This is a genomic window from Nocardiopsis sp. NPDC055551, from assembly GCF_053619415.1.
This window is the reverse complement of the sequence record NZ_JBSHJJ010000008.1, coordinates 131,721-156,651: the sequence shown is the minus strand read 5'-3', so window position 1 is coordinate 156,651 and position 24,931 is coordinate 131,721. Positions and strand designations below refer to the sequence as shown.

The window sequence follows — 24,931 nt, the reverse complement described above, 5'->3', positions numbered from 1 at the left end:
GTATGGTCTCCCCTCGATCACTCTTCGCAAGGAACCCCGTCCGCACGACCCTCCTCCTCGGCCCGGCCTGTGCCCTGGCCTTGAGCGCCTCCCTGATCGCCTCCCCGGCGCACGCCGCACCGGCCCCGGCCTCCACCTCGGCGGCGGCCCCGTCCGCCACCGCGATCACCGCGGACCTGCGGCCCGGTGACTCCGGTGAGCAGGTGCGCGCACTCCAGGACCGGCTGAACGAACTCGGCTACTGGATCGACGGTTCGGACGGCGAGTTCGGCATGCACACCGAGCACGCGGTCCTGGCCCTGCAGAAGGCCGCCGGCATCGACCGGGACGGCATCGTCGGCCCGGCCACCCGCGGTGTCCTCGACGAGGGCATCGTCCCCTCCGCCTCCTCCGACTCCGGCGCGGTGGTGGAGATCGACCTGGAACGGCAGTTGCTGCTGGTCGTCACCGACGGCGAGGTCCAGCGCGTCATCCACACCTCCACCGGATCCGGTCAGCCCTACGAGGGCTCCGACGGCGACGAGCGGATCGCCGTCACCCCGGAGGGCTCCTACCCGGTCTTCCGCGAGGTCGACTCCTGGGACCCAGGGCCCTACGGAGCGCTCTACCGACCCAAGTACTTCAACGGCGGCATCGCCGTGCACGGCTACCCGAGCGTCCCCGCGCAGCCGGCCTCCAAGGGTTGCGCCCGGGTCAGCCTGGCCGCCATGGACTGGCTGTGGGAGCAGGGTCACCTGGACATCCACGCCACGGTCCTGGTGCGCTGAGCCGATCGTCCACGCGGGGTCGGCCGGTGTGATCCGGACGACCCCGCCGACACGGATGCGGGCCCTTGTCCCGGGTAGGACCGCTTCGTGCCCTTCCTCCTCGCAACCGAAGCCGGTACCCCCGACCGTCCCAACGAGGACTTCGCCGCGGTCACCACCACGTCCGCGGTGCTGCTCGATGGCGTCAGCGCCCCGCGGGACGAGGACAACGGTTGTTCGCACGGGGTCGCCTGGTACACACACAGGCTCGGGGCCCTGCTGTTGGCGGGGATGGAGTCCGGTCTGCCGATGCGTGAGGCGCTGGTGGAGGCGATCACGGCCGTGTCCACCGCGCACTCGGGAACCTGCGACCTCACCGTTCAGGAGACACCTTCGGCGACGGTGGTGGCGGTCCGGGTGCACGACGACGCCCTGGAGTACCTGGTGTTGTCCGACTCCGTGCTGCTGTCCCAGGCCGACGGTCGGATCCGGGTGGTGGCCGACACCCGTCTCGACGACCTGCGCCCACGTGTGGGTCCGGGTACCGCGATCAGGGCCTGGCGCAACGTTCCGAACGGGTTCTGGACGGCGGGCGCCGATCCGCGGGCCGCCGAAGAGGCGCTGACCGGCACGCTGCCCCGGGCGCCTTTCCTGGCGATGACCGACGGGGCGAGCCGGTCGGTGGAGGTTTTCGGTGACCTCTCCTGGTCCGGGATCTTCGAGTTGGCCCGGGAACAGGGCCCCGCTGCCCTGTTGAAGCGGGTGCGATCCCTGGAAGGGGCCGACCCCTCGGGTCTGCGGTTCCCACGCGGCAAGGTTCGGGACGACGCGACCGCCCTCTGGTGGAACCCCTGATCCTGGAACCGATCGTGGTGGGACCTTCGGCCATGGAAGCCCTAGTTTCGGCCAGGCCTGATATCCAGTTTCGGACTTTCAATTCCATCCACGAGAAAGATCGTTTTCTCGACACGCCAGAGTGAACAGGGAAAAGAAAGTTACCGACATTGCAGACGTTTTTGCCGGTGCCCCAGATCACCTTTGCGCCGGTTTCCTAGAAAAGACCCCAACGGGACGTCACGTACCGAAGCTCCCCTGCATGAAAGAGACGTACGCCTCCCGTGAACCCAGGCGGCAAGCGCTTTCGCGCGTCCTCTTCATCCGGTACATTTCCCTGTAACCGATCGGTCGGTGTTCCCGCCACAACATCCCAATCCGACGGTCGACGTTCACGAAACACCCTTGTCCGCGCTCGTGTCGTACGAGCGCGGGAGTGCCCTTTCCATGCCCTTGGCCGTCATCACGACAGCCGAAAAGGAGACCGAGTGAGTGTCCCAGACCTCCTCGAACCGACAGGCCCGAACCGTTCGCTGCACAGGTCCGGTCGGGTGGCCCGTGTCCGGGTCGACCTCATGAGCACGCCCACGACCGACACCCACTCCGAATCGGAGCAGCGTCCCAACCCCATGGAGGCCCGCGACCCCGCGGAGTTCCTGCTGACCATGCGCCGCTACCTCGCCTGGGCCGGCGACTGGTCCTACCTGGAACTGGAGTTCAAGTGCGGCGGCGTGGTCAGCGCCGAGAAGTTCCGCCGGGCCCTTGAGGGCACCGAACTCCCCGGCTACGTGTTCCTGATGGCCTTCGTGACCGCCTGCGTCGGCACCGACGAGGGCGAACGTCTGCGTTGGGCCACCTCCTGGCACCGGCTGCGCCGCGCGGCCCGTGCCGCCGAGGACGCCCGGCTGCGCGCGACCTCGGAGCGGGACGAGAGTTGACCACTCGCCTGGGACCGTGACGGGCACCGGTCCCAGGCGACATTCCCCTTGGAGAGCGCGGTGGGTCCCGCGCCGAATCGTTCGGGTGGTACATCCCCGAGTCGGCGACCGGTCGACCCCGCGCGAACCCACCCCTTCCGCCCCGGAGTCCTGAGCGGCACGACCTCTTCGATCGGCTCCGATGCGCGACGAAGGGCACCCCGCGCCCCGACGAACAGGTGAGTGAGCGCGCTCACGAATACGGGAAACCCGCGGTGGCAGGGTTTGCGGGCCTGTGGTTCGGATCACCGGGAATCCTTGGTCAAGTCGGGATCACCATCCCTTGGACATCCGTTGCACGCGGAAGTGTCCCCACGTAGGGCACGTCCCAGGTGCCCCACCCGAAGGTGGCTCACGGCGCCGACCCAACACACGACCCCCAGGTCGCCCTGTACCTTCTTCCACCCTGTTCTGGAGAGCTCGTGAGCCTGACCACTGTGCGTCCGAACGAGCGGCCGGACACCGCCGTCGCGACTCCGACGCGTCCCGCCGCCCTGCTTGTTCTCGTCCTGGCCGCGCTGTCCGCCATCGGGCCGCTCGCCACCGACCTGTACCTGCCGGCGCTCCCGCAGATCGCCGCCGACCTGGGGTCTACCGAATCCCGGGTGAAGCTCACCCTGACCGCCGTCATGGCCGGCCTGGCCCTGGGTCAGTTGGTCGCGGGGCCTCTCAGCGACCGTTGGGGACGCCGTATGCCCCTCCTGGTCGGCACCGGTGTGTTCACCGCGGTGACCTTCGCGATCATGTTCGTGACGTCGACCGAGACGTTCATGGTGCTGCGGTTCGTCCAGGGGCTGGCCGCGGCGGCCGGCCTGGTGGTGTCCCGCGCGGTCGTGCGAGACGTGTTCCACGGCGACACCGCCGCCACCTTCTTCTCTCGGTTGATGCTGGTCACCGGGCTGGCGCCCATGCTCGGACCACTGCTCGGGGGGCAGCTCCTGTACCTGGGTCCTTGGCAGTTGATCTTCGGGACGCTGGGCCTGGCCGGCGCTCTCACGTTCGCGCTGGTGTACTTCTCCCTCCCGGAGAGCCTTCCCGAGGAGCGTCGCACCAGGCAGGACCCGCGTGTGCTCGCCCGGACCTTCATTCGGCTGCTGCGCGACCCCGGATTCATCGCGCCCACCGCCGTCCTGGCGTTGAGCTTCGGGATGAGCTTCACCTACATCTCGGCGTTCTCCTTCGTTTCGCAGAACCAGTTCGACGCGACCGCCCAGCAGTTCAGTCTGGTCTTCGGGGTGACCACGCTCGGGATGATCCTCGGCAACCAGGTGAACGTGGCGCTGATCCGACGGATGGAGCTGCGCCGCCGGCTGGGCGTGGGGCTCCTGGGCGCCATCGCCTCGGTGCTGGTCATGGGTCTCCTGGCGGTCTCCGGACACGCCGACCTGCTGAACGTCACCGCCGCGCTGTTCGTGATGATGCTCTTCACCGGGCTGATCTCGCCCAACGCCACGGCGATGGCGCTCTCCGGGCAGCCCTCGGAGATCGCCGGAACGAGCTCGGCGCTGCTGGGCACGCTCCAGTTCGCGGTGGGATCCGGTCTCGCGGCCACCGCCGGCCTGACCGGCGCCGCCACCCTGGTCAGCATGACCACGGTGATGCTGCTGACCGCGGTGGGCGCACTGGCGGTGTTCCTGTACGCCGCCCGTCGCACTCCCGCCCCGGCCGTCTGAACGGACTCCGAACCCACCGGTCACGGCCCCGACCGGTGGGTTCGGGGCCCTCCCACCTACCCTGAGGGGATGTCCGAAACGGCGATGAGGATGGCGGAGGCCGCTTGGCCCGGGGAGCTACGCCCCTACCAACTCTCCGCCCTCGACGAGGTGGACCACCGTTGGGGCCGTGGGGACCGGCGGACCTGGATCGTGCTCCCGCCGGGCTCGGGCAAGACCCTCGTCGGGTTGGAGGCCGCCCGAAGGCTAGGACGCCGAACCGTGGTGCTGGCGCCCAACACCGCCATCCAGGGCCAGTGGATCCGGCACTGGGAATCCTTTGAACGCCCCGAGGGCTGCGACGCCGGCGGTGACCGCTCCCTCGGGGACGCCGTCAACGTGCTCACCTACCAGTCCTTGGCGGTCTTCGACCCCGACGCCGAAACGGACGAGGAGGGGCGCTCGCCGACCCCCGTCAGCGACCGACTGCACCCCAACGGCCGTGCCCTGATCGACGCCCTGCACGACGCGGGTCCGCTCACCCTTCTGCTCGACGAGTGCCACCACCTGCTGCAAGTGTGGGGGCGTCTTCTCGCCGAGATCCTCGACGAACTCCCAGACGCCCACGTGATCGGGCTGACCGGCACGCCGGCGGGCAGTCTCACCGGCACCGAACGCGATCTCGTCGACCGACTCTTCGGGTCGCCCATCACCGGTGCGTCCATCCCCGCCCTGGTCCGTGACGGCTACCTGGCGCCCTTCGCCGAGCTCGTGTACGTCATCGAACCCACCCTCACCGAACACGAGTACCTCGCCGGCCAGGGCACCCGATTCAGCACGATGTGCACCGAGCTGCTCGAACCCGGCTTCGCGAGCACCGACTTCCTGCCCTGGTTGGACGCCCGTTTCGTCTCCCGCGACACCGCCGAGGGTGGGCGCCTGGGTTGGGGGACCCTCGCCACGGACGACCCCGAACTTACCGACGCCGTGCTGCGGCTGCACCACGAGGGACTGATCGCCCGACCGGACGGCGCCCGCGTGTACGAACAACATCGGCACCCGCCACGGGCGGAGGACTGGACGACCCTGATCGGGGACTACGCCCGCCACTGCCTGAACCCCGACACCCCACAGGACAAGGAGGCACGCGAACGGATCCGCACCGCCCTGCCCTCCGTGGGATACCACCTGACCCGCCGTGGAATCCGCAGGGGCGCCTCACCGGTGGACCGGGTGCTGGCTCGCAGCTCCGCCAAGTCCCTGGCCACCGTGGACATCCTCGCCACGGAACGGGACGCCATCGGAACGCGGCTGCGCGCCCTGGTGCTGTGCGACCACGAACGCGCCACCGCGCGAGCCCTCGCGGCGCTGCGCGGGGTGCTTCCCGACGACGCCGGTTCGGCCTGGCTCCAGGTGGTCCGGCTGGCCGAGGACCCGCGTACCCGCGACCTGGATCCCGTGTTGGTCACCGGACGCACCGTCGCGGCCGGTGCCGGCACCGCGATGGCGCTGCTGGACTTCGCCCGCGCGGAAGTGCCCAGGGCCGACCTGTCCGTCCGTGAGGTGGACGGACTGCACGTGGTCGAGGGTTCCTGGTCCTCACGTACCTGGGTGGGGGCGGTGACGCGTTTCCTGGAGAGCGGCCGTTCCCAGGTCCTGGTGGGTACACGCGCCCTGCTCGGCGAGGGGTGGGACGCGCGCGGGGTCAACACGGTGGTGGACCTGACCACCGCCACCACCCCCACCGCCGTGGTGCAGAGCCGGGGGCGTGCGCTGCGGCTGGATCCGGAGTGGCCGGAGAAGGTCGCGCACACCTGGACCGTGGTGTGCGTGAGCCACGAACACCCGCGCGGGGCGGCCGACTGGGACCGGTTCGTACGCAAACACGAGGGCTACCTGGGTGTGGGCGCCGACGGTGCGGTGATGAGCGGGGTCGCGCATGTGGACCCCGAGCTCTCCCCCTACGAACCGCCCGCGGAGACGGCCCCGCTCAACACGCGAATGCTGAAGCGGGCGGCCGACCGGGACGGCACCCGGGACCGGTGGCGACTCGGCACCGGCTACGAGGACACCTTGCTGCCGACGTTGCGGGTGTACGAGCGGCGAGAGATCCGGGCCGAGATCGCGGAAGCCGGAGTGGACGTGGCCGTGCCCGGACCACCCGAGGTGCTGGTGGGCGAACAGGGCATCGTGCCCGTACCCCGACGTCTCCCCGCGGGCCGGGACCTGCTTCCCACTTGGGTGCTCAGTTCGCTCATGGCCGTGTGCCTGGTGGCGGCGGCCTTCACACAGTGGCCGATCGTGCTCGCCCTCGTCTTCGGTACGGCCGCGGGCATCCACTGGTGGCGCCGGCTCGGCCGGACCCGCCGAGAGGCCGCACGCCTCAGATCCTTGGCTCGCCGACCGGTGGACACCTCCCGCTACGCGTGCGCGGTCGCCGAGGCTTTGTGTTCGGCGGACCTGTCCGACACCGGAGCACAAGGGGTGCGTGTGCACGTGGACACCGACGGGGTGTACCGATTCACCCTCACCGACCCGGCTGCTGCGGAACTGTTCGCCGAGTCCCTGGACGAGGTCCTCGCACCCTTGGTCGGTGACCTGCGCTACCTGATCCCCCGACATGTGCTCACCACACCCGCCGAGGGGGCGGGGGAAGACACCACCGTGGCGGTCCTGCACGCGGTGCCGTCGGTCCTGGCCCGCAACAAGAAGGGGGCGCTGGCCTTCGAGCGGGCGTGGAACCGGTGGGTGTCCCTGGGCGAGGCGGTGCACACACGCAACGAGGCGGGTCGGGCCCTGCTGGCCGCACACCAGGGCAGCGCACCCCTGGAGGTCTCCACCGCCCGCCGCCTGGCCTGGGAGTGAATCCGCCCCCGACTCAACCCCGGGGGAAGTAGGAATCGACGAAGGGGTTGCGGAACTTCCCGGTCGGGTCGAAGCGCTCCAATAGGCCGGCGAAGTCGGTCGCCCGTTCGTACCTACCAACGACCTCCAGGGGCCGCAGTGTCGTGAGCTTGCCCCAGTGCGGGCGCGCGCCCAGCGGGGCGAGCCGTTCCTCCACCTCCCGCAGGACCGGGGTCACCGCCTCCGGGTTCCGATGCCAGGTGAAGTGGAAGGTCACCGAGTCGCGGCCGTGAGCAGGACTCAGCCACAGGTCGTCGGCGCGGACCGTGCGCACCTCCCCGACGTACAGCACCTCGGCGATGTGGTGGCCGATCTCCCTGAGCACCGCGAAGGCCTCGGGAGCGGCCTCCCGAGGCAGGTAGAGCTCGGACTGGAGTTCGGCACCGGCGCTCGGGGGCAGTTCCGGACGGAAGTGCGGCAGCCGATCACACCACGGGCCGGGCACGTCCAGCTGTTCGGTAGCGGGTTCGGTGGGTACGCCCGGGACCGGGTGCTGGGGAACGTTCGCCGTACGACCGCCGGACCACGCGTCCCCGGGCTCGTCCACGCGTCGCTTCAGCCAGACCCTCCCACTTCGCTCGCGCCAGTCGGTGAACAGGCTGACGCTGTAGGCCGCCCCGAAGACCGCGTCGAAGTTCTCCGCGACCTCGTCCAGGGGCACGTCGAGTCGGACCCGCTGGGAGACCTCGAAGGTGGGTTCGATCTCCAGGGTGATCCGGGTGACGATCCCCAACGCGCCGAGCGCCACCACCGATCCGGGAAAGGCGTCGTCGCCCCGGCCCAACCGGACCGTCTCCCCATCGGCGCCCATCAGCTCGATCCCGCGGACCGCCGCCGCCAGGCACCGTTGTCGGTCACCGGACCCATGCGTGCCGGTGGCGCAGGAGCCGGCCACCGAGATGTGCGGCAACGACGCCAGGTTGCCCAGCGCGAGCCCCCTCCGGTGCAGCTCTGCGGCCAGGTCCGCGTACCGGGTGCCTCCGGAGACGGTGACGGTGTCATCGCCGACCTCGATCTCCTTGGGGAGCGCGTCCAACCGGACCAGGTCGTGTTCCGAATCCGCGACCTGGTTGAAGGAGTGCCCGCTGCCCAATGCCCGGATCCGTGTGGTCTCCCGAACCAGGGCCGAGAGTTCGTCGACACTGGTCGGCCGGTGGATACGCGGGCTGGTGTAGGTGAGGTTGCCGGCCCAGTTACGGGCCGGCGTGGGCGAGGCGGTCATGGGGCCTCCAGAGGGGGTCACCATCTGGGAGCGATCCCAGAGTTCGGAGCGGGCACGCTACCAGACCGGCCTTCCGGGCCCACGGCAACCGGAGAGGGCATGGGAGCGTCCTACCCGGCACCCCCGGCTTCGAGGAGAACCATGTCCCCCGTCCAGATCATCCGCGCGCTCGCCATAGCGTTGATCGCCGCTGGAGGCGCGCTCGGACTGGTCCCCACCGGACCTTGCGGAGCGGGCTGGTGGTCCTACCCCATGCCCGAGCGGTCCTTCGGGTGGTTCTCCTACGAGGACCTGTCCCACCAGACCACCATCGGCTCGGGCTGGTGCGAAACGGCCTTGGCCCCGGTGGGTTCGTGGGCCATCGCCCTGATCGCGGCCGGTGTGGCCCTGCTCGTGACCCTGCGGTTGAACACCCAACGTCGAACAACGGACGAACCAATGGAATAGGCGGGCCACTCGGTGCCGGCCCCTGTCGATCGAAGTGCGGACCACCCATGTCTCCGATGTGGACAACACTGCCATGACCAGTGCTCACCCGTCCTGCTCGACGGGGAGAACGATGATGGGTTGTGGCGGCATCGGAGTATGCATCCTTCCGTCACGAAGGAGGCCGTCCGGGCTGCTTGCGCATGCCCGACGTGGGGTTCGAGGCAACACAAGAAGAGACCCGGTACTCGCCTTGGCGAGCCGGGTCTCTTCTCCACTGTCTCAAGGTGGCGCACTCGGGAGGATTCGAACCCCCAACCTTCTGATCCGTAGTCAGATGCTCTATCCATTGAGCTACGAGTGCAGGTTTTCAGTTGTGTGTCGCTTGTTCGAGCTGGGCTCTCCCTTGCGACGTCTCCGACTCTATCACGCTGTGGGAGTGGGTTCGCGCCAATTTCCGGTGTGACGCGGGCCATCCGGACGCCGCCGGCGGACCGGCGGCATCCGTGCAGGTCAGACCGCTTCCTCCGCGGATGCCGCCCACAGTTCTAGGGCGGTGTCGACCTGGCCGCCGTCGACGATCAGCGCCGGGATGAACCGGACGACGTTGCCGGCCGGGCCACAGGTCAGCAGGAGCAGACCGTTCTGGGCGGCGGCCTGCTGGGCACGCTGGGCGGTCTCCCCGTCGGGTGAACCATCGGCCTTCACGAACTCGCAGGCCTGCATCAGGCCGCGACCTCGCACGTCGCCGATGGCCGGGTTGGCCTCGGCGATCTTGGCCAGCCCCTGCTGCAGGCGCTCACCCTGACGGGCGGCGTTCTCCACCAGTCCCTCTTCCTGGATGACGTCCAAGGTGGCCAGGGCACCGGCGCAGGCGACGGCGTTGCCGCCGTAGGTCCCGCCCTGGGATCCGGGCCAGGCCTTGTCCATGATCGCGCTGGAGGCGGCGATGGCGGAGAGCGGGAACCCGCTGGCGAGCCCCTTGGCGGTGATGACGATGTCCGGGCGAACACCGGAGGGCTCGTGCCCCCAGAACGTTCCGGTGCGACCGAAACCGGTCTGCACCTCGTCCATGACCAGCAGGAACCCGTGCCGGTCGGCGCGCTCGCGCAACCCTTGGAGGAACGCGTCCGGGACCGGGACGTAGCCGCCCTCTCCGAGGACCGGTTCGATGAACACCGCCGCGGTGTCCTTGGGCGAGGTGACCGTGGCGAACTGGTAGTCGAGCTCACGCAGGGCGTAGGCGACGGCGTCGGCCTCGGACATGCCCAGCCGGTAGGCGTACGGGAAGGGCGAGACCACGACACCGGGAACGAGGGGCCCGATGCCCGCGCGGATCTTGGTGCCGGAGGTGGTCAGGGAGGCGGCGCCCATGGTGCGCCCGTGGAAGGAGCCCTGGAAGACGACGGCGTTCTGGCGTCCGGTCGCCTGGCGGGCCAGACGCAGGGCCGCCTCGACCGCCTCGCTGCCGGAGTTGACGTAGAACAGCCGATCGACGCCCTCGGGCAGGACCTCGCCGAGGCGTTCGGTGAGTCGCAGCAGGGGACGATGCATCACGGTGGTGTACTGGCCGTGGATCAGGGTCGCGACCTGTTCCTGGGCGGCGGCGACCACCTTGGGGTGGCAGTGTCCGGTGCTGGTCACACCGATCCCGGCCGTGAAGTCCAGGAAGCGGCGGTCGTCCTCGTCGTAGATGTAGACACCCTCACCTCGTGCGGCGACGACCGGGGTCGCCTGCTTGAGGACCGGGGAGAGCTCCGCCATGCGATGGCCTCAATTCCTTGTATCGAGTTCCGTAGGATTGTTGACAATCGACACTGCTATGGAAACATCCGGGACGCGGCGGTGTCCAGCGGACGCACGCCGGGCAGTTCTCTGACCACAAGTCGACTGAGGAGCAAGGCATGTCGGATCGGGAAGCACGGGTCGTCGCACAGGTGAACAAGACGCTCTTCCTCGGGGGGAAGTGGCGTGAGGCGTCCACGGGGTCCACATTCCCCGTGGAGGACCCTTCCACCCGCAAGGTTCTGTGCGATGTCGCCGACGCGAGTAAGGAGGACGGGCTCGAAGCCCTGGACATCGCGACGCGTGTCCAGCCGGAGTGGGCCAAGACCTCACCCCGGGAGCGCGGCGAGATCCTGTACCGGAGCTACCAACTGCTGATGGAGCGCCAGGAGGACCTGGCGGTTCTGATGACCCTGGAGATGGGCAAGCCACTCGCGGAGGCGCGCGGCGAGATCGCCTACGCCGCCGAGTTCTTCCGCTGGTTCTCAGAGGAGGCCGTGCGGATCGAGGGTGGTTTCTCCATCTCACCGGATGGCAAGTCGCGCTTCCTCGTCATGCGACAGCCGGTCGGCCCCTGCATGCTCATCACCCCTTGGAACTTCCCCATGGCGATGGGAACCCGCAAGATCGGGCCGGCCATCGCGGCGGGGTGCACGATGATCCTCAAGCCGGCCCAGCAGACCCCTCTGTCGGCGCTGGCGCTGGCCGACATCCTCACCGAGGCGGGTCTGCCGGAGGGGGTCCTGAGCGTCCTGCCCACCACGGACGCGGGCGGGCTCACCGAACCCCTGCTCACCGACGGCCGGATCCGCAAGGTGTCGTTCACGGGGTCGACGGCGGTGGGTCGCAAGTTGCTGGAGCAGAGCGCCGGCCAGGTGTTGCGCACCTCCATGGAACTGGGTGGCAACGCGCCCTTCATCGTCTTCGACGACGCCGACCTGGACGCGGCCGTGGACGGAGCGATGCTCGCCAAGATGCGCAACATCGGGGAGGCGTGCACGGCGGCCAACCGGATCTACGCCCAGTCGGGGATCGCGGAGGAGTTCTCGGCCCGACTCAGCGAACGCATGGGCGCGCTCCGGCTGGGTCGGGGCCTGGACGAGGACGCGGACGTGGGTCCGCTGATCGACGAGAAGGCTCGGCGGAAGGTGCAGAGCCTGGTCGACGACGCCGTCGAACGTGGGGCGAACGTACTGGTGGGCGGTGGCCCTGGGGACGGGCCGGGGCACTTCTACCAGCCGACGGTGCTGGCGAACGTGCCGTTCGCGGCGGAGCTGTCCACCACCGAGATCTTCGGTCCCGTGGCGCCCGTGATGCCCTTCGACACCGAGGAGGAAGTACTCCACGCCGCCAACGACACCGAGTTCGGCCTGGTCAGCTACCTGTACACCCGGGACCTGAACCGCGCGTTCCGAGTCAGTGAGGCCTTGGAGACCGGCATGGTCGGGCTGAACCAGGGCGTGGTGTCCAACCCGGCGGCCCCGTTCGGCGGGGTGAAGCACTCCGGGCTGGGTCGTGAGGGCGGGCGAGTCGGCATCGACGAGTTCCTCGACGTCAAATACGTGGGGATCGGCGGAATTTCCTAGCCGGTAGACCCCGAAAGAGAAAGACCGGAACACGATTTCAGCAATAGCCGATAATCACCTATTCGCGCCTCCTTGATATCCCTCCAATGAAAGGAGAAGCGCGGTTTCGGACATGGGTCGCCGCGCCCCGTACCTCGGGGCGCGGCGGCCTTGTTCGCGAGGGTCCCGGGAAGGGTGACGCCGGCTCCCCGTCGCTGCCACGGGTACACGCCGTCCCCTCCCGGGACCTTCCGGTGAGACCCCGGGCGGTAGGGCCCCCTGATCCCGCTTGCTCCGGGTGGCGTGGTCGGACCCCCCACGGAACCCACCACGCCCGTTCCGGAGCGGATCAACCCTCGAACCGCCCGGGGCCGCGCGCACCCGCGTGTCACAGCGCGGGGCGCGCGGTCGAACCGACGGCTACAGCAGGCCGTCGGTCAGGTCGGTGCCCAGGGCGTCGGTGGTGCCGCCGACCGGGTCGGCACCGGTCACGTCCGTGTCCAGGGCGTCGGTCGGCAGCTCGTCGGTGGGCAGGATCTCGGTGTCGACGACCTCCAGCTCGGCCAGGTCGTCGGCCTCGGTGAGACCCTCGACGGTGTCCTCCACCCCGCCGGCCGCGGGGGCTTCGGGCAGCACCTCGGTGTCCACGACGTCGGTCGCGGGGACGTCGAGGTCCTCGACGGTGCCGTCGGTGACGCCCGTGGCGGTGTCCACGGCGTGGTCGTCCACACCGTCCAGGTCGGTGCCCACGCCCGACACGGTCTGGTCGACCACGGAACCGGCCTCGGCGGCGACGGCGTCGACGTCACCGCGGGCCTGCTGGGAGAGGAAGTCGACCATGACGGTGGTGCCCTGGGCGGCGGCCAGGTAGCCGTCGGTGTCCACCTCGGGCACGTTCACGCGCGGAACGGTCCCCTCGACGGAGTCGACCTGGTCCTGGGCGGCTCCCACGACCCCGTTGACCTCGGGAACGGCGACCCCGGGCAGGGCGGCGGAGGGCAGAGTGGGGTCGACCTCGGGCAGGGCCGTGGTCGGGAGGGCGGTGTCGACGGCGGGCAGCTGCCCCGGGAAGTCGGTGCCGAGAGCGCCCGTGACGTCCCCGACGGTGTCCGCCGCCGCGAAGCCGCTGCCGAGGGTGACGAAGCCGGCGGTGCCGGCGGCGATGAGCAGGGCCTTGGCGGTGGTGCGGGCGGTGTTGCGCATGGGAGTCCTTCCGGATGTCTTGGTTTGCGGGCCCCGATCGGATGGCGCCACACGTTCGGGGTGGGGCGGCCCTCGATCGGGGGAGTTTCGGTCTTCGGGTCCGGTGGACCGTTGACCGACCTGAACTCCGCTTTCGTCGGGCACGCATGGTGCGCGAAGGTGAGAGCGGGGCTCACGTCGGCCCCCAGGTGATCGGCCGGAACGTGCCGTGGTGGCGGGCCGGGACTGGGCGGGTCCGTGGGTCGCGTCGGTCCGCTTCCGGTTCGAGCCGGGGCGTGTCGAGGCGACGGGGAGGCACCTGGGCGGAAGGACCCTGGATGCCGGAGGGGACCCGCTAGTCGGGGGCGAAGGTGGGCTCGTCGGCGACGGCGGTGGGAACCGCGCGCAGGACGTGCCGGGCGGCGTCCTCGAAGGCGAGGGCCGGGATGAGGGTGCCCACGGAGGACAGGTGGCCCGCGAGCCCGGTGACCGCTCCCTGCGAGGCGGTGCCGGTCGGGGTGGATCCGTGCTGGTCGCGGAGGGGCGTGTCACCCGTGGCCGTGTCGGACCCGGTCACGGTCGGATCAGCGTGTTCGAGCAGGTCGACGACGGTCTCGGAACGCTGGCTCTCAGGGATGACGAGTACGTCGTCCCGGTCCTCCACGGACTCCGGCTGCGTCGCCGGTTCCTCGCCCGAGGCAGGGCCCGGTGCCGCTTCCCGCCGGGGCGGGGTCTCCACCCGGTCGAGCCGATCGTCGACCGTCCGGGTGATCTCGTCGACGGCCCGCTGAACGGGTTCCGCCAGGTCATCGCCGTCGACCACGATCTCCGGAACTTCGGTCTCGGAGACCTCGCGCACAGAGACGGTGGCCTCCCGACCGGTCTGGGCGACGGTGTCGGTCAGCCGTCGTGGCTCCTTGGTCTGCCCGGTCTCCGCGACCTCCGCGGTCTCCGTCGTCTCGAAGGTCTCGACGACGGTGGGGGCCTCGACGGCTTCCAGCGGTTGGGGAACCTCGGTGGCCTGCGATGACTCGGCCACCTCTGTCTGATCGACCGATTCCTCGGTCTCCGTCTCCAGGGTGTCCACCACCGGACCGACGGCGTCCGTGACCGCGGCGTCCACCGTCACGGTGTCCGCCCCCACGGAGACCTCCTCCGCCTCGGCGTCGGTGACGCCGAGGACCCAGCCCGCGACCAAGGCCCCGGCCAGGAGTCCGAGCAACAACATGGTCCGACGCAAGGAGTCGGACAGCACGGCGGTGCGCGCGCCGGAGGCGCTCGCGGGACCGTGGTGTCCGAACACTTGGGGTTTCCTTCCACCGTGGGGACGGTGACGGCTCGGGACCGTCGAGGGGTGTGAGGGGCCGGCGGGAGGTACTCGACCTCGGTGCGAAGTCCGACACGGGCCCTTGGGCCGTGTCCCGACGGAACTCACCCCAAGGCCTATGCCCTAAATGGACTTAATGCGCTGCCCGAAATAGAAGCTAGCACGGGCCACCCACCGTTTCGCAACCCATTCAACCGATTTATTCGCACGGAGTCACTACGCCCCGATCGAGCATGAAAAAGGGGTCGGTTCCGAGTCACTCGGAATCCGACCCTTTGTTCCCTTTTCACCGCGCGGGCTCAGTTCCCCGAGCCGGTCTCGGGGAGCGCTCCGGTCTCCCCGGTGCCTCCCTCGTCACCGTCCCCGGGTCCGTTCCCGCCCTCGGCGTTGATCCGTTCGACGGTGTCGATCATGTGCGACTCGATCAGGGCGAGCAGACGTTCCTCCTCGCCCTCGACGATCGTGTCCAGGATCCGCCGGTGCTCCTCCAGGAGCTCCTCCGGTTCCGGGTAGACGTCCTGCATCACCGTCAGACACATACGGGTCTCCACCAGCAGCGTCTGCGCCATGCGCTCCAACCGCGAGTTGCCCGAGCAGCTGACCAGGGTCCGGTGGAACTCCTGATCGGCGTCGCTCATCTCCTCACGGTCCCCCTTGGCCGCGGCCTGCGCCAACCGGTCGACGGCGGGGGTGAGGCGGGCCAGGGCCTCACCCCGGTTGCCCCTCATGATCAGCTCGCAGGCGGCACGTTCCACCGCGAGTCGGGCGACGTAGATGTCCCGCACGTCCGTGGGGGTCAGCTCGCACACGAACAGGCCCCTGTGCCGTTCGCTGCGGAGCAGACCCTCCTGGACCAGACGCTGCATCGCCTCGCGGAGCGGTCCCCGGCTCACCCCCAAGCGCCCGGCGAGCTCGGCCTCGCCCAGCTGGTCCCCCGGGGAGAGGGAGCCGTACATGATCGCCGAACGCAGTTGGTCGGCGATCAGCTCGGCGGTGGAGCGCCGTGGAACGGGTCTGAGCTGACCAGGGGATGACATGGGGTCTTCCCTTCTCGGGACTCGATTCGGATTCCTGACGGGCGGTCGACACCTCGACCGCGAACACGGGGGCCGGACTCAAGCGGACGAACCGGACATGTACCGGCCCCCGAGGTTAACGGGCGACGAACGGGTCCCTGACAGTGGAGGCGCCCGATCGGAACAGGTTGCCGGGCCCGTTGCGCGCACCGCACCGCCCCACCAACCGAAGCCCCTCCCAGATGCTCACCTGGTTGGCGGTGAGCACCGTCTTGCCCAGGAGCGCCTCCATGGGGTCGATGAGGTCGGCGCTGTGCAAGGCGGTGTCCGGCACCAGGACCACCTCCGACCTCGGGTGGTCGTTGGTGATGACGAAGTCGACCGCGTCGTCGGGTTCCAGGCGCCCCACCTCGGCGGCGGTGGGAATGCCGTGGCTGGCCAGGGACACCACCGAGACACCCGCGTCGTCGAGGAAGTCCACGAACCGTTGACCGACGTCGTCGGGGTAGGTCGCGGCGATGGCGACCCTTGAGACCCCCAGCTGGCGCAGGGCGTGCACGAACGCGAAGGAGGTGCTGGACGTGGGCACGCCCACCACGTCGCGCACCCCTTGGACCTGGCGTTGTGCCCCCTCCCAGCCGAACACGAAGCTGCCGCTGGTACAGGCCCAGACCGCGGCCTCGACCTCCAGGGCGGCGAGCTCCTGCGCCCCCTTGGCGAGCACGCCCTCACCGCCCACGTCAAGGAGGGCGTCCACACGGTGGGCGTCCTCGCGCATGAGCGTGTGCACGAGGGGTAGTTCGACGTCGTCGAGCAGGTCGGCGAAGGCCGGGTAGTCGTCTTCTGCGCTGTGGCCGGGATACAGGAATCCGACGCGGGTCATGTCTCTCCTCTGGTTCGAGGCGCTCTCCGTGGCCGGTGGTCGGTGGTCGGTGGTGCCGTCAGGCGGCACTGGGCGCGGCCACGTCGATCAGGCTCTGTCCGCGTGCGACGGCGCGGCGGCCGGCCGCGTTCATGACCGCCCACATGGTGACCTGGTTGGCCGCTATGACGGGTTTACCCAGTTCGCGCTCCAGGGGCGCGATGATGTCGTAGGTGAGGACGTTGGTGCAGCTGATGTACACGGCCTGGGCGTCGGGGTGGTCCGCCTCGTGCACCGCGTGGGCGACCTCGGCGTAGGTGACCTTCCAGATGTGGCTGAGCAGGCCGAGTCCGACGCTGGAGGTGACGCCGACACCGTGTTCGGCGAGGAAGTCCAGGAGTCGGTCGGTCACGCTGTCCACGTACGGGGTGACCACCGCGATCCGGTCGGTGTCGAGGGCCTTGAGCGCCTCGATCAGGGCACCCGACGTGGTGGCGGCCCATGGGGCGCCGGCCGCCAGCATGGTGCGGTGGAGTTCGCGTTCGCCCTCGGCCCCGTGCACGAAGCTGCCTGAGGCACAGGCGTAGCCGACGGCCAGGGGTTCGGGTGCCATGAGCGCCTTGACGGCGCGGGTCACCGCCTTGCCCTTGCTGAGAGCCGCCGCCTGGTCGACCGTCACCGGAACGTGGACGTAGGGGAGGCGGGTGACGTGCAAGGACACGTCGTCGGGCGTCCATCGCCACAGTTCGCGGTCGAGCGCGAAGTCGTAGGGGGCGATCACGCCCACCCCGGCCTGCCAGGGGGTCGTGGTGGCCGCCGACAGTTCGACGACCTTCGGGTCGTTCGCCTGCCCGGGCGCCCCTTCAGGCGCCCGTCCGGTCGTTTCCGGCTCTGTCTCGGGTCCGGCCTGACGCGCCGGGACCGTCGAGTTCGTGTGCTCGGTGCCGTAGTGGGGCTCCGACCCGGTTCCCTCGGTTCTCATCGGTCACTCACCTCCCGTTGATGTGCTCTGTCCAGCCGTGTGCGGTGTTCCGGATGTGCCGGCACGGGCCGCGGGTGCGCGGTGGGCGCCGCGGCCGCTGTGGTCTCGTGGCCGCGGTTCAGCGGTCGAGCCGTTCGTACAGGAGACGTTCACCGACGCTGCCGGAGCGCCAGACGTCGTTGCAGGCCTCGGCCATGGCGGGCAGGTTCTCCACCACGGTGGCGAACACGTTGCCGGGGACCCAGCCCACGTCTCCGTTGAGCAGCAGGTTGTTCCGGCCGTAGAAGAGGGCCAGGTCGATGACCCCCGGCAGGTGACCGATGCCCTTGTCCTCCTTGAAGGACTGGTCGAGCATGCCGGAGTCGAAGGAGAAGTAGACGAGGTCACCGGGGATCGGGGTGACGGTGGGGTTCTCCTGACCGGGTTCGGGATCGGCGAACCGCGGCACCATCGTGTAGACCTCGTTGCGCGCGTACTTGGCGTGTTGGACGGCGTCGCCCTGCGGGAGGGCGTTCCACACCGCCTCACACGTGCGGGGCGCTTCCTTGTCGAGGAGTTCGGCGACGCAGGAGACACCGCGTCGGGTGAGCGTGACGGTCATGTACCTGGGCAAGTGGGTTCCCTTCGGCGGGGCCTACATGATTCCTGGGAGACCGACCCGAGGGGCCGTTCGGGCCGTCGAGGTCACGGTGCTGTTGATTGTCGACAATCTTACGATCAACCTCCGGAGTCGGGCAATAGACCTGAGCCGAACGGGTATCCCGCCAGTGCCGTTGCGGGCGCAAGGTGCGCTTTTGCCCAAGAACAGCCCTTTTGTGGATTGTTGACAATCCCATGTGGGCTCCTTAGCGTTTCCGGTGCAGGGCGAACCAACACCCCGACGGCACCGCATCACCAGTCGCTACCGGAAAGCTCGTGCCAGTGAACCGTCCTCCCGGCTCCACCACCGTCTCCGCACCCGAACGACCGCGTCTGCTCGTCCTCCATGGCGAGGACCTTCCACCGGGGCACGAACGCCTCGACGACCACCCGGGGCTGGGCGAGGTCGTCTACACCGACGCCGAAGGACTGTCCGCCGCCCTTCCCGGCGCCGACGCGCTCCTGGTCTGGGACCTGTTCACCGAGGCGCTCGCCGAATCCTGGTCCAAGGCCGACCGACTGCGGTGGGTGCACGCCGCCACCACCGGGGTGGACAACCTGATGTTCCCCGGGCTGGTCGAGAGCGACGCCGTGGTCACCAACTCGCGCGGGGTCTTCGACGAGCACATCGCCGAATACGTGCTGGGCCTCGTCATCGCCTTCGCCAAGGACTTCCACCGCACGTCGGAGCTACAGAGCCGGCACCGGTGGCTGCACCGCGAGACCGAACGCGTCACCGGCAAACGCGCGCTGGTGATCGGTACCGGACCCATCGGTCGAGCGATCGGGCGCAAGCTCGCCGCGGTGGGGATGGAGGTCCGTGCCTCCGGCAGTCACGCTCGCGACGGCGATCCCGACTTCGGTCACGTGGTCGCCTCCAGCCTGGCGGAACACACCGACGGCGGCGGCCCCACGCTGTTCCAGGCCCTCCCCGAAGCCGACTACGTGGTCGTCGCCGCGCCGCTCACCGACGCCACCCGAGGCCTCGTCGACCGACACTTCCTCGACCTCATGAAGCCCACCGCGCGCCTGATCAACATCGCCCGCGGCCCCATCGTCGTCCAGTCCGACCTGGTCCACGCCCTCCAAGAGGGTTCGATCGCCGGCTCGGCCCTGGACGTCTTCGAACGGGAACCGCTCAAGGCCATCAACCCGCTGTGGGGCCTGTCCGGGTCCTTCGTCTCGCCGCACATGTCCGGTGACGTGGTCGGGTGGCGCGATGACCTGGTCGAACTGTTCCTGGACAACCTCGCCCGTTACCTGGACGGGCGGGAACTGCGCAACGTCGTGGACAAGGACCGGGGCTACGTACCCGGCTGACCCCTCGCGTGACTTGGGAGGCTGAAGTGACGATCCGTTCCGAACGATCCGGGAGCGAAGACACGGGCACGGCCGCCGACACGGCCACCGGCACCACGGGGGACGCGCCCGGCGCCGACCCCGCGGTCCCCCGCGCCCGTTCCGGTGCGAGCACACCGGCCGACCTGTCCGCCGAACAACTGTTGCGCGCCTACTCCACCGGGGAACTCTCCCCGGTGGAGGCGGTCGACTCCGTGCTCGAACGCATCGAGCAGGACAACCCGGCGCTCAACGCGTTCTGCCTGGTGCGCCCCGAGGAGGCCCGCGAGGCCGCACGCGCCTCGGCCGAACGGTGGCGACGCGGTGAACCGGTCGGGAAGCTCGACGGGGTGCCCGCCTCCATCAAGGACATCCACCTGACGAAGGGGTGGCCCACCCTGAAGGGGTCGGTGACCTCTTCCCAGGAGGGCCCGTGGGAGGAGGACTCCCCGGTCACGGCCCGCCTGCGCGAGCACGGGGCGGTGTTCGTCGGCAAGACCACCACCCCCGAACTGGCGTGGAAGGGGGTCACCGACAACCCGCTCACCGGGATCACCCGTAACCCCTGGGACCTGTCCACCACCCCGGGCGGCTCCAGCGGCGGCTCGGCGGCGGCGGTCGCCGCGGGGATGGGCCCACTGTCGACGGGGACCGACGGGGGCGGGTCCATCCGCATCCCGGCGAGCTTCACCGGGGTCTGCGGGATCAAGCCCACGTGGGGGCTGGTGCCGCACTACCCGGCGAGCCCGTTCGGATCACTGGCGCACACCGGTCCGATGACCCGCACCGTCGGCGACATGGCGCTGATGCTGGACGTGATCTCCGGCTTCGACTCCCGCGACTGGATGGCGATGCCTACCCCCGCCCCCGGTCTGGCCGGCGCCGGACGCGGAGAGGACCCGCGCGAACTGGTCCGAGGGATGCGGATCGCCTACAGCCCCACCTTGGGCGGGCTGAACGTGGACCCGGAGGTGGCCCGCGCGGTCGCCGACGCCGTGCGCGTGTTCGAGGAGCTCGGCGCCAAGGTGGAGGAGGCCGACCCGGGGCTGCCCGATTCCATGGCGGAGTTCCACGTGCTCTGGTACTCGGGCGCGGCCAAGGCCACCGAGAAGCTCACCGACCGTGAGCGCGACCTCCAGGACCCGGGGCTGCGCGAGATCATCGAGGAAGGGTTGTCCTACTCGGCGCACGACTACCTGACCGCGATGGCCCTGCGAATGGCCATGGGTGCTCGTATGGGCCGCTTCCACGAGACCTACGACCTACTGCTCACGCCGACCATGCCGATGGTGGCCTTCGAGGCCGGGCTGGAGTCGCCGCCCGAGCTGTCCGGGCGACGGTGGACCTCCTGGGCCGGGTTCAGCTATCCGTTCAACATGACCCAGCAGCCGGCGGCGAGCGTGCCGTGCGGGTTCAGTGATTCGGGGTTGCCGATCGGCCTCCAGATCGTGGGTCCACGACACTCGGATCCCCGGGTCCTGCGGGCCTGCCGAGCCTTCGAACTGACCCGCCCGTGGGCCGGGCACCGTCCCTGAACTCGTGTTCCCATGTTCCCCGGGGGCCCATCGCCCCCGGGGGTACGCATTGGCGATACGGTGACCATGACACGACCGTGATCACGTCCGCACCACCCGTGATCGACCCCCGCGGCACTCGAACCACGTTTGGTCGGTTCTGGGACCTTTGACCGGCCACTTCGATGGCTTAAGACCCCCGATGAACCCCGTATACGTATTAACGTCTTCCTCGGAGTGGTGTCGCGAGCACGCGGACGCGAGGAGAGGGAGGACCGATGACGATCGGTGGAGCCGAGAACGCTCGGAAACAGATCAGGGTCTTCCTCGTCGATGACCACGAGGTCGTCCGGCGCGGCGTGGCTGCCCTCCTCGAAACCGAGGACGACATGACCGTGGTCGGTGAGGCCGGGACCGCCGAACAGGCGCTGGCACGGATCCCCGTGGTACTTCCCGACGTCGCGGTGTTGGACGTGCGGCTGCCCGGCGGCTCCGGGGTCCAGGTCTGTCGGGAGATCCGGTCCGACCACCCCGAGATCGCCTGCCTGATGCTCACCTCCTTCGCCGACGAGGACGCGCTGTACGACGCCGTCATGGCCGGGGCCGCGGGGTATGTGCTCAAGCAGATCCACGGCGCGGACCTGGTCGGCGCGGTGCGTACCGTCGCCGCCGGCGGCTCCCTGCTGGACTCCGGGAGCACGGGTGCGATGCTGGAGCGATTGCGCGGCGCCCAGGCCGAACCCGACCCGCTGGCGGAGCTGACCCCGCAGGAACGGCAGATCCTCGACCTCATCGGTGAGGGCATGACCAACCGGCAGATCGGCGAGCGGCTGTACCTGGCGGAGAAGACCGTGAAGAACTACGTGTCGGCGCTGCTGGCCAAGTTGGACCTCAAGCGCCGTACCCAGGCCGCCGTCCTCGTCGCGGAGTTGCGCGGCCGCCGCTACTGAGACCCTCGATTCCCCTCGGGCCCCACCGCGTGTGGGGCCCGTTCGGTGTGATGGGGCTCCTGTTCCGCGCCCGGTCGAACTGGGAGGATGAAGCCTTCTTCATCTTCGCTTCATCCTGTCTTCCTGCGGGACGAGGAAACTCTGTCGATATGAGATCACCTCTGGTGCCCCTGGTCACCGGGACGTTGACGGTCATCCTCGTGACGGCCGCCGCCCTGGTCTGGGCGTTCTTCCTGCGTTCCGCGGATCCGGTCCCCGCCTCGGAGGTGGTGGTCGGTGAGTCGCCCGAGGGCGCCACCGCCGAGCCCACCGACGAAGGCGTGGTCTCCCCGCCTCCACCCGTCACCGAGGAGTCGGGCGAGCCGACCGAGCCGAGCCCGGAGGCCGGGCCGTCCTCCGAGCCGACCGCCGAGCCCGCACCGACCGGCTTCCCGTTCGACTGCCTCGACGAGGGCTCCGGACACGAGAGCTGGGGCGAGGACCAATGGGACGACTGGTGGGAGCTGTGCCAGGACCAGCGGTTCGGGGACGATGACGATGACGACTGATCCCGAGGACAACCCCGACGCCACCACCATCCGGGTACCGCCGGCAGGTGACCGCGAAGGCACCTCCGTGTTCCCGACCCTGGTGATGCGCGGCCCCCAACCGGAACTCCCCCACCGTCGCCGCGTTCCCGCACGACTCATCATCATGGCCTGGGTGGTCCTGCTCATGGCCGCCGTGCTCCTGATGGTCAACGTCGTCACATGGAGCGCGCTGACCGCGAGGGTGGACGAACGCGTGGATCGGGCGCTGAGTCAGGAGACCGGCGAGTTCGAGGAGTTCGCGTCCGTGGGCATCGACCCACTGACCGGGGAACCCTTCACCGACGTGGGCACCCTCATCCGGGTCCACCTTGAGCGGCAGCACCCCGACGACTCCGAGATCCTCTTCGGTTGGGTCGAGGAGGGCGAGACCACCGAGACCCCCCGGCGACGAGGGGGCGCCGCCGGGAGCGAAGAGGAGACGACGACCGAACCCGGGCGGATCCGGCAGGGCCAGGACCCGCCGCACGACCTTTCCGCCGACCCGGAGTCCGTGGCGGCGATCCTGGAGTCCCCGGACGCGCGCGGCACCCTCGACACCCCGGCGGGTCCGGTCGAGTGGGAGAAGGTCCGCGCTCTGCCCCCGGAGGGCGTCCAGGGCCCGGCCGGTTGGTTCGTCATCGGTTACTTCACCGAAGAGGACCACGCCGCCACCGGCTCCACCATGGGCACCATCGCCCTGGTGAGCGCGCTGGGTCTGCTCGCCGCGAGCACGGCGGCCTGGTGGGTGGCCGGACGCATCCTCGCCCCGGTCCGGCTGGTGCGCCGCACCGCCGCCGCGATCGGCGAGGAGGACCTCACCCAGCGGATCGAGGTGTCCGGCCGGGACGACATCGCCGCCCTGGCCGAGCAGTTCAACAGCATGCTGGACCGGTTGGAGGGGGCCTTCACCGCCCAGCGGCGGTTCGTCGACGACGCCGGCCACGAACTGCGCACCCCCATCACCATCGTGCGCGGACACCTCGAACTCATGGGCGACTCCCCCGAGGAACGCGAGGAGGTCGTCCGGCTGGTCACCGACGAACTCGACCGCATGGGGCGGATCGTGGAGGACCTGCTGTTGCTGGCCAAGGCGCAACAGCCCGACTTCGCGCGCCCCGAGTCGGTCTCGCTGGCCGAACTGACCAGCGACATCGACGCGAAGGTGCGCCCGTTGGGCGACCGGTCGTGGCGGCTGGAGACCATCGCCGAGGGCACGGCCCGGCTCGACCCGCAGCGGGTCACCCAGGCGATGGTGCAGTTGGCCGCCAACGCGGTCCGGTACAGCCCCGCGGGGTCCACCGTGCGGATCGGTTCCGCCTTGGTGGGTTCGGACGTCCGCCTGTGGGTGTCCGACGAGGGATCGGGCATCCCGGCCGAGGACCACGGCAGGATCTTCGAACGGTTCTCCCGTGGTGGGCGGACCGCGCGGGGCGGCGACGGCGGCGCCGGACTGGGCCTGGCCATCGTCCGCGCCATCGCCGAGGCGCACCACGGCAGGGTCGACCTGCGTTCGGCACCCGGCCAAGGATCGACGTTCACCCTGGTCATCCCGGTCGACAGAACCATTGGAAGGGAGCGCGCGTGAGTCGCGTACTCATCGTCGAGGACGAGGAGCGGATCGCCTCGTTCGTCCGCAAGGGCCTGACCGCGAACGGATTCACCACCACCGTGGTGGGCACCGGCGCGGAGGCCGTGGACTACGCCGTCACCGGCGGGTTCGACCTGATGTTGTTGGACCTGGGGCTGCCCGACACCGACGGGTTCGACGTGCTGCGCCGGCTCCGGTCGATGGGTGTGGAGACCCCCGTGGTGATCCTGACCGCGCGGGACGGGGTGCGCGACACCGTGACCGGGCTGGAGATCGGGGCGGACGACTACGTCACCAAGCCGTTCCGGTTCGAGGAGTTGCTCGCCCGGGTGCGGCTGCGGATGCGTACCGAACGCACGGCGGACCTGACGGTGCTGCGCGCCGGCGGGTTGTCCCTGGACCTGCGCACCCGACGAGCGTCGGTGGACGAATCGACCGTGGACCTGACCGCTCGCGAGTTCGCCCTGTTGGAGCTGCTCATGCGCCACCCAGGACAGGTCTTGACCCGGCAGCAGATGCTGTCGCACGTGTGGGGTTACGACTACGACCCCGGGTCGAACGTGGTGGACGTTTTCGTGCGGGCGCTGCGCCGCAAGGTGGGCGCGGAGCGGATCGTGACGGTGCGGGGCATGGGATACCGGCTGACCGGCTGAGCGGTCGGTCGTCGGTCATCGGTCGTCGGTCGTCGGGCGGTCGTCGAGTGGTGCCGGCCGCCGGGCGGCCCCGTTCGTCGGGCACCCCGACCGTTGGACGACACTTCCGCTACACCGATCGTTCCGCGAAATGACGGTCGGGCGATCATGAGGGTTTCCTCATCCGGCACTCATGATCACCTCACGGCCGGTGCCCAGGA

The 24,931-nt window shown here is 69.7% G+C and carries 21 protein-coding genes and 1 tRNA gene; 13 read left to right on the top strand and 9 right to left on the bottom strand.

Annotated features, from left to right (window positions below; all coding sequences use genetic code 11):
- Window positions 1-2: 2 nt before the first annotated feature.
- The 5 genes from ACWGSK_RS16325 (at window position 3) to ACWGSK_RS16305 (ending at window position 7,074) form a co-directional block, all read left to right on the top strand.
- The gene (locus tag ACWGSK_RS16325; protein WP_452456135.1) at window positions 3-767 is read left to right on the top strand and encodes a L,D-transpeptidase family protein; all 765 of its coding nucleotides are present in this window, start codon (window positions 3-5) and stop codon (window positions 765-767) included.
- 87 nt (window positions 768-854) lie between these two features.
- On the top strand, window positions 855-1,601 hold the full coding sequence (locus tag ACWGSK_RS16320) for a protein phosphatase 2C domain-containing protein (RefSeq protein WP_452456134.1): 747 nt from the start codon (window positions 855-857) through the stop codon (window positions 1,599-1,601).
- Between the two features lie 467 nt (window positions 1,602-2,068).
- Window positions 2,069-2,518 carry a hypothetical protein gene (locus ACWGSK_RS16315; RefSeq protein ID WP_452456133.1) on the top strand — a complete coding sequence of 150 codons (450 nt, stop codon included), beginning with the start codon at window positions 2,069-2,071 and terminating at the stop codon, window positions 2,516-2,518.
- Window positions 2,519-2,979: 461 nt separating this feature from the next.
- A complete protein-coding gene (locus tag ACWGSK_RS16310) occupies window positions 2,980-4,230 on the top strand; it encodes a multidrug effflux MFS transporter (protein WP_452456132.1) in 1,251 nt (416 codons plus the stop codon).
- Between the two features lie 69 nt (window positions 4,231-4,299).
- Complete coding sequence (locus tag ACWGSK_RS16305; protein ID WP_452456131.1) at window positions 4,300-7,074, top strand: DEAD/DEAH box helicase family protein; 2,775 nt, start codon at window positions 4,300-4,302, stop codon at window positions 7,072-7,074.
- A gap of 13 nt (window positions 7,075-7,087) precedes the next feature.
- Here the strand turns inward: ACWGSK_RS16305 and ACWGSK_RS16300 are convergent, their stop codons facing one another.
- Window positions 7,088-8,335 (bottom strand): D-arabinono-1,4-lactone oxidase, encoded by a 1,248-nt coding sequence (locus tag ACWGSK_RS16300; protein ID WP_452456130.1) that lies wholly within the window; start codon window positions 8,333-8,335, stop codon window positions 7,088-7,090.
- A 141-nt stretch (window positions 8,336-8,476) separates the two neighbouring features.
- On the opposite strand from ACWGSK_RS16300, the gene ACWGSK_RS16295 reads away from it, so the two are divergent.
- Entirely contained in the window at window positions 8,477-8,782 is a 306-nt protein-coding gene (locus ACWGSK_RS16295) for a hypothetical protein (RefSeq protein WP_452456129.1), read from the top strand.
- A gap of 267 nt (window positions 8,783-9,049) precedes the next feature.
- On the opposite strand, the gene ACWGSK_RS16290 is transcribed toward ACWGSK_RS16295, so the two are convergent.
- Window positions 9,050-9,125 (bottom strand) — tRNA-Arg (locus tag ACWGSK_RS16290).
- A 149-nt stretch (window positions 9,126-9,274) separates the two neighbouring features.
- Window positions 9,275-10,525 (bottom strand): aspartate aminotransferase family protein, encoded by a 1,251-nt coding sequence (locus tag ACWGSK_RS16285; protein WP_452456128.1) that lies wholly within the window; start codon window positions 10,523-10,525, stop codon window positions 9,275-9,277.
- A gap of 140 nt (window positions 10,526-10,665) precedes the next feature.
- Here ACWGSK_RS16285 and ACWGSK_RS16280 point away from each other — a divergent pair, with 140 nt between their 5' ends.
- A complete protein-coding gene (locus ACWGSK_RS16280) occupies window positions 10,666-12,132 on the top strand; it encodes an NAD-dependent succinate-semialdehyde dehydrogenase (protein WP_452456127.1) in 1,467 nt (488 codons plus the stop codon).
- Between the two features lie 399 nt (window positions 12,133-12,531).
- Here the strand turns inward: ACWGSK_RS16280 and ACWGSK_RS16275 are convergent, their stop codons facing one another.
- The 6 genes from ACWGSK_RS16275 to ACWGSK_RS16250 form a co-directional block, all read right to left on the bottom strand.
- Window positions 12,532-13,314 carry a hypothetical protein gene (locus ACWGSK_RS16275; RefSeq protein WP_452456126.1) on the bottom strand — a complete coding sequence of 261 codons (783 nt, stop codon included), beginning with the start codon at window positions 13,312-13,314 and terminating at the stop codon, window positions 12,532-12,534.
- A gap of 334 nt (window positions 13,315-13,648) precedes the next feature.
- Window positions 13,649-14,596 carry a hypothetical protein gene (locus tag ACWGSK_RS16270; protein ID WP_452456125.1) on the bottom strand — a complete coding sequence of 316 codons (948 nt, stop codon included), beginning with the start codon at window positions 14,594-14,596 and terminating at the stop codon, window positions 13,649-13,651.
- A 323-nt stretch (window positions 14,597-14,919) separates the two neighbouring features.
- Window positions 14,920-15,657, bottom strand: coding sequence for a GntR family transcriptional regulator (locus ACWGSK_RS16265; protein WP_358508515.1), 738 nt, complete (start codon window positions 15,655-15,657; stop codon window positions 14,920-14,922).
- A 115-nt stretch (window positions 15,658-15,772) separates the two neighbouring features.
- Entirely contained in the window at window positions 15,773-16,519 is a 747-nt protein-coding gene (locus tag ACWGSK_RS16260; protein ID WP_358508516.1) for a maleate cis-trans isomerase family protein, read from the bottom strand.
- Window positions 16,520-16,577: 58 nt separating this feature from the next.
- Window positions 16,578-17,480, bottom strand: coding sequence for a maleate cis-trans isomerase family protein (locus ACWGSK_RS16255; RefSeq protein ID WP_358508518.1), 903 nt, complete (start codon window positions 17,478-17,480; stop codon window positions 16,578-16,580).
- A gap of 118 nt (window positions 17,481-17,598) precedes the next feature.
- On the bottom strand, window positions 17,599-18,081 hold the full coding sequence (locus ACWGSK_RS16250) for a DUF3830 family protein (protein WP_358508585.1): 483 nt from the start codon (window positions 18,079-18,081) through the stop codon (window positions 17,599-17,601).
- Window positions 18,082-18,401: 320 nt separating this feature from the next.
- Here ACWGSK_RS16250 and ACWGSK_RS16245 point away from each other — a divergent pair, with 320 nt between their 5' ends.
- The 6 genes from ACWGSK_RS16245 to ACWGSK_RS16220 all read left to right on the top strand — a co-directional run bounded on the left by ACWGSK_RS16245 (window position 18,402) and on the right by ACWGSK_RS16220 (window position 24,731).
- A complete protein-coding gene (locus tag ACWGSK_RS16245) occupies window positions 18,402-19,439 on the top strand; it encodes a D-2-hydroxyacid dehydrogenase (RefSeq protein ID WP_358508520.1) in 1,038 nt (345 codons plus the stop codon).
- A gap of 26 nt (window positions 19,440-19,465) precedes the next feature.
- Window positions 19,466-20,992, top strand: coding sequence for an amidase (locus ACWGSK_RS16240; RefSeq protein ID WP_452456124.1), 1,527 nt, complete (start codon window positions 19,466-19,468; stop codon window positions 20,990-20,992).
- 257 nt (window positions 20,993-21,249) lie between these two features.
- Window positions 21,250-21,921, top strand: coding sequence for a response regulator (locus ACWGSK_RS16235; RefSeq protein ID WP_067598083.1), 672 nt, complete (start codon window positions 21,250-21,252; stop codon window positions 21,919-21,921).
- A 149-nt stretch (window positions 21,922-22,070) separates the two neighbouring features.
- Window positions 22,071-22,469, top strand: a complete 399-nt coding sequence (locus ACWGSK_RS16230; protein WP_452456123.1) for a hypothetical protein — start codon at window positions 22,071-22,073, stop codon at window positions 22,467-22,469.
- On the top strand, window positions 22,459-24,075 hold the full coding sequence (locus ACWGSK_RS16225) for a sensor histidine kinase (RefSeq protein WP_452456122.1): 1,617 nt from the start codon (window positions 22,459-22,461) through the stop codon (window positions 24,073-24,075). The genes ACWGSK_RS16230 and ACWGSK_RS16225 overlap by 11 nt, the downstream gene beginning before the upstream one ends.
- Window positions 24,072-24,731 (top strand): response regulator transcription factor, encoded by a 660-nt coding sequence (locus ACWGSK_RS16220; RefSeq protein WP_358508528.1) that lies wholly within the window; start codon window positions 24,072-24,074, stop codon window positions 24,729-24,731. The genes ACWGSK_RS16225 and ACWGSK_RS16220 overlap by 4 nt, the downstream gene beginning before the upstream one ends.
- The last annotated feature ends 200 nt before the right edge of the window (window positions 24,732-24,931 follow it).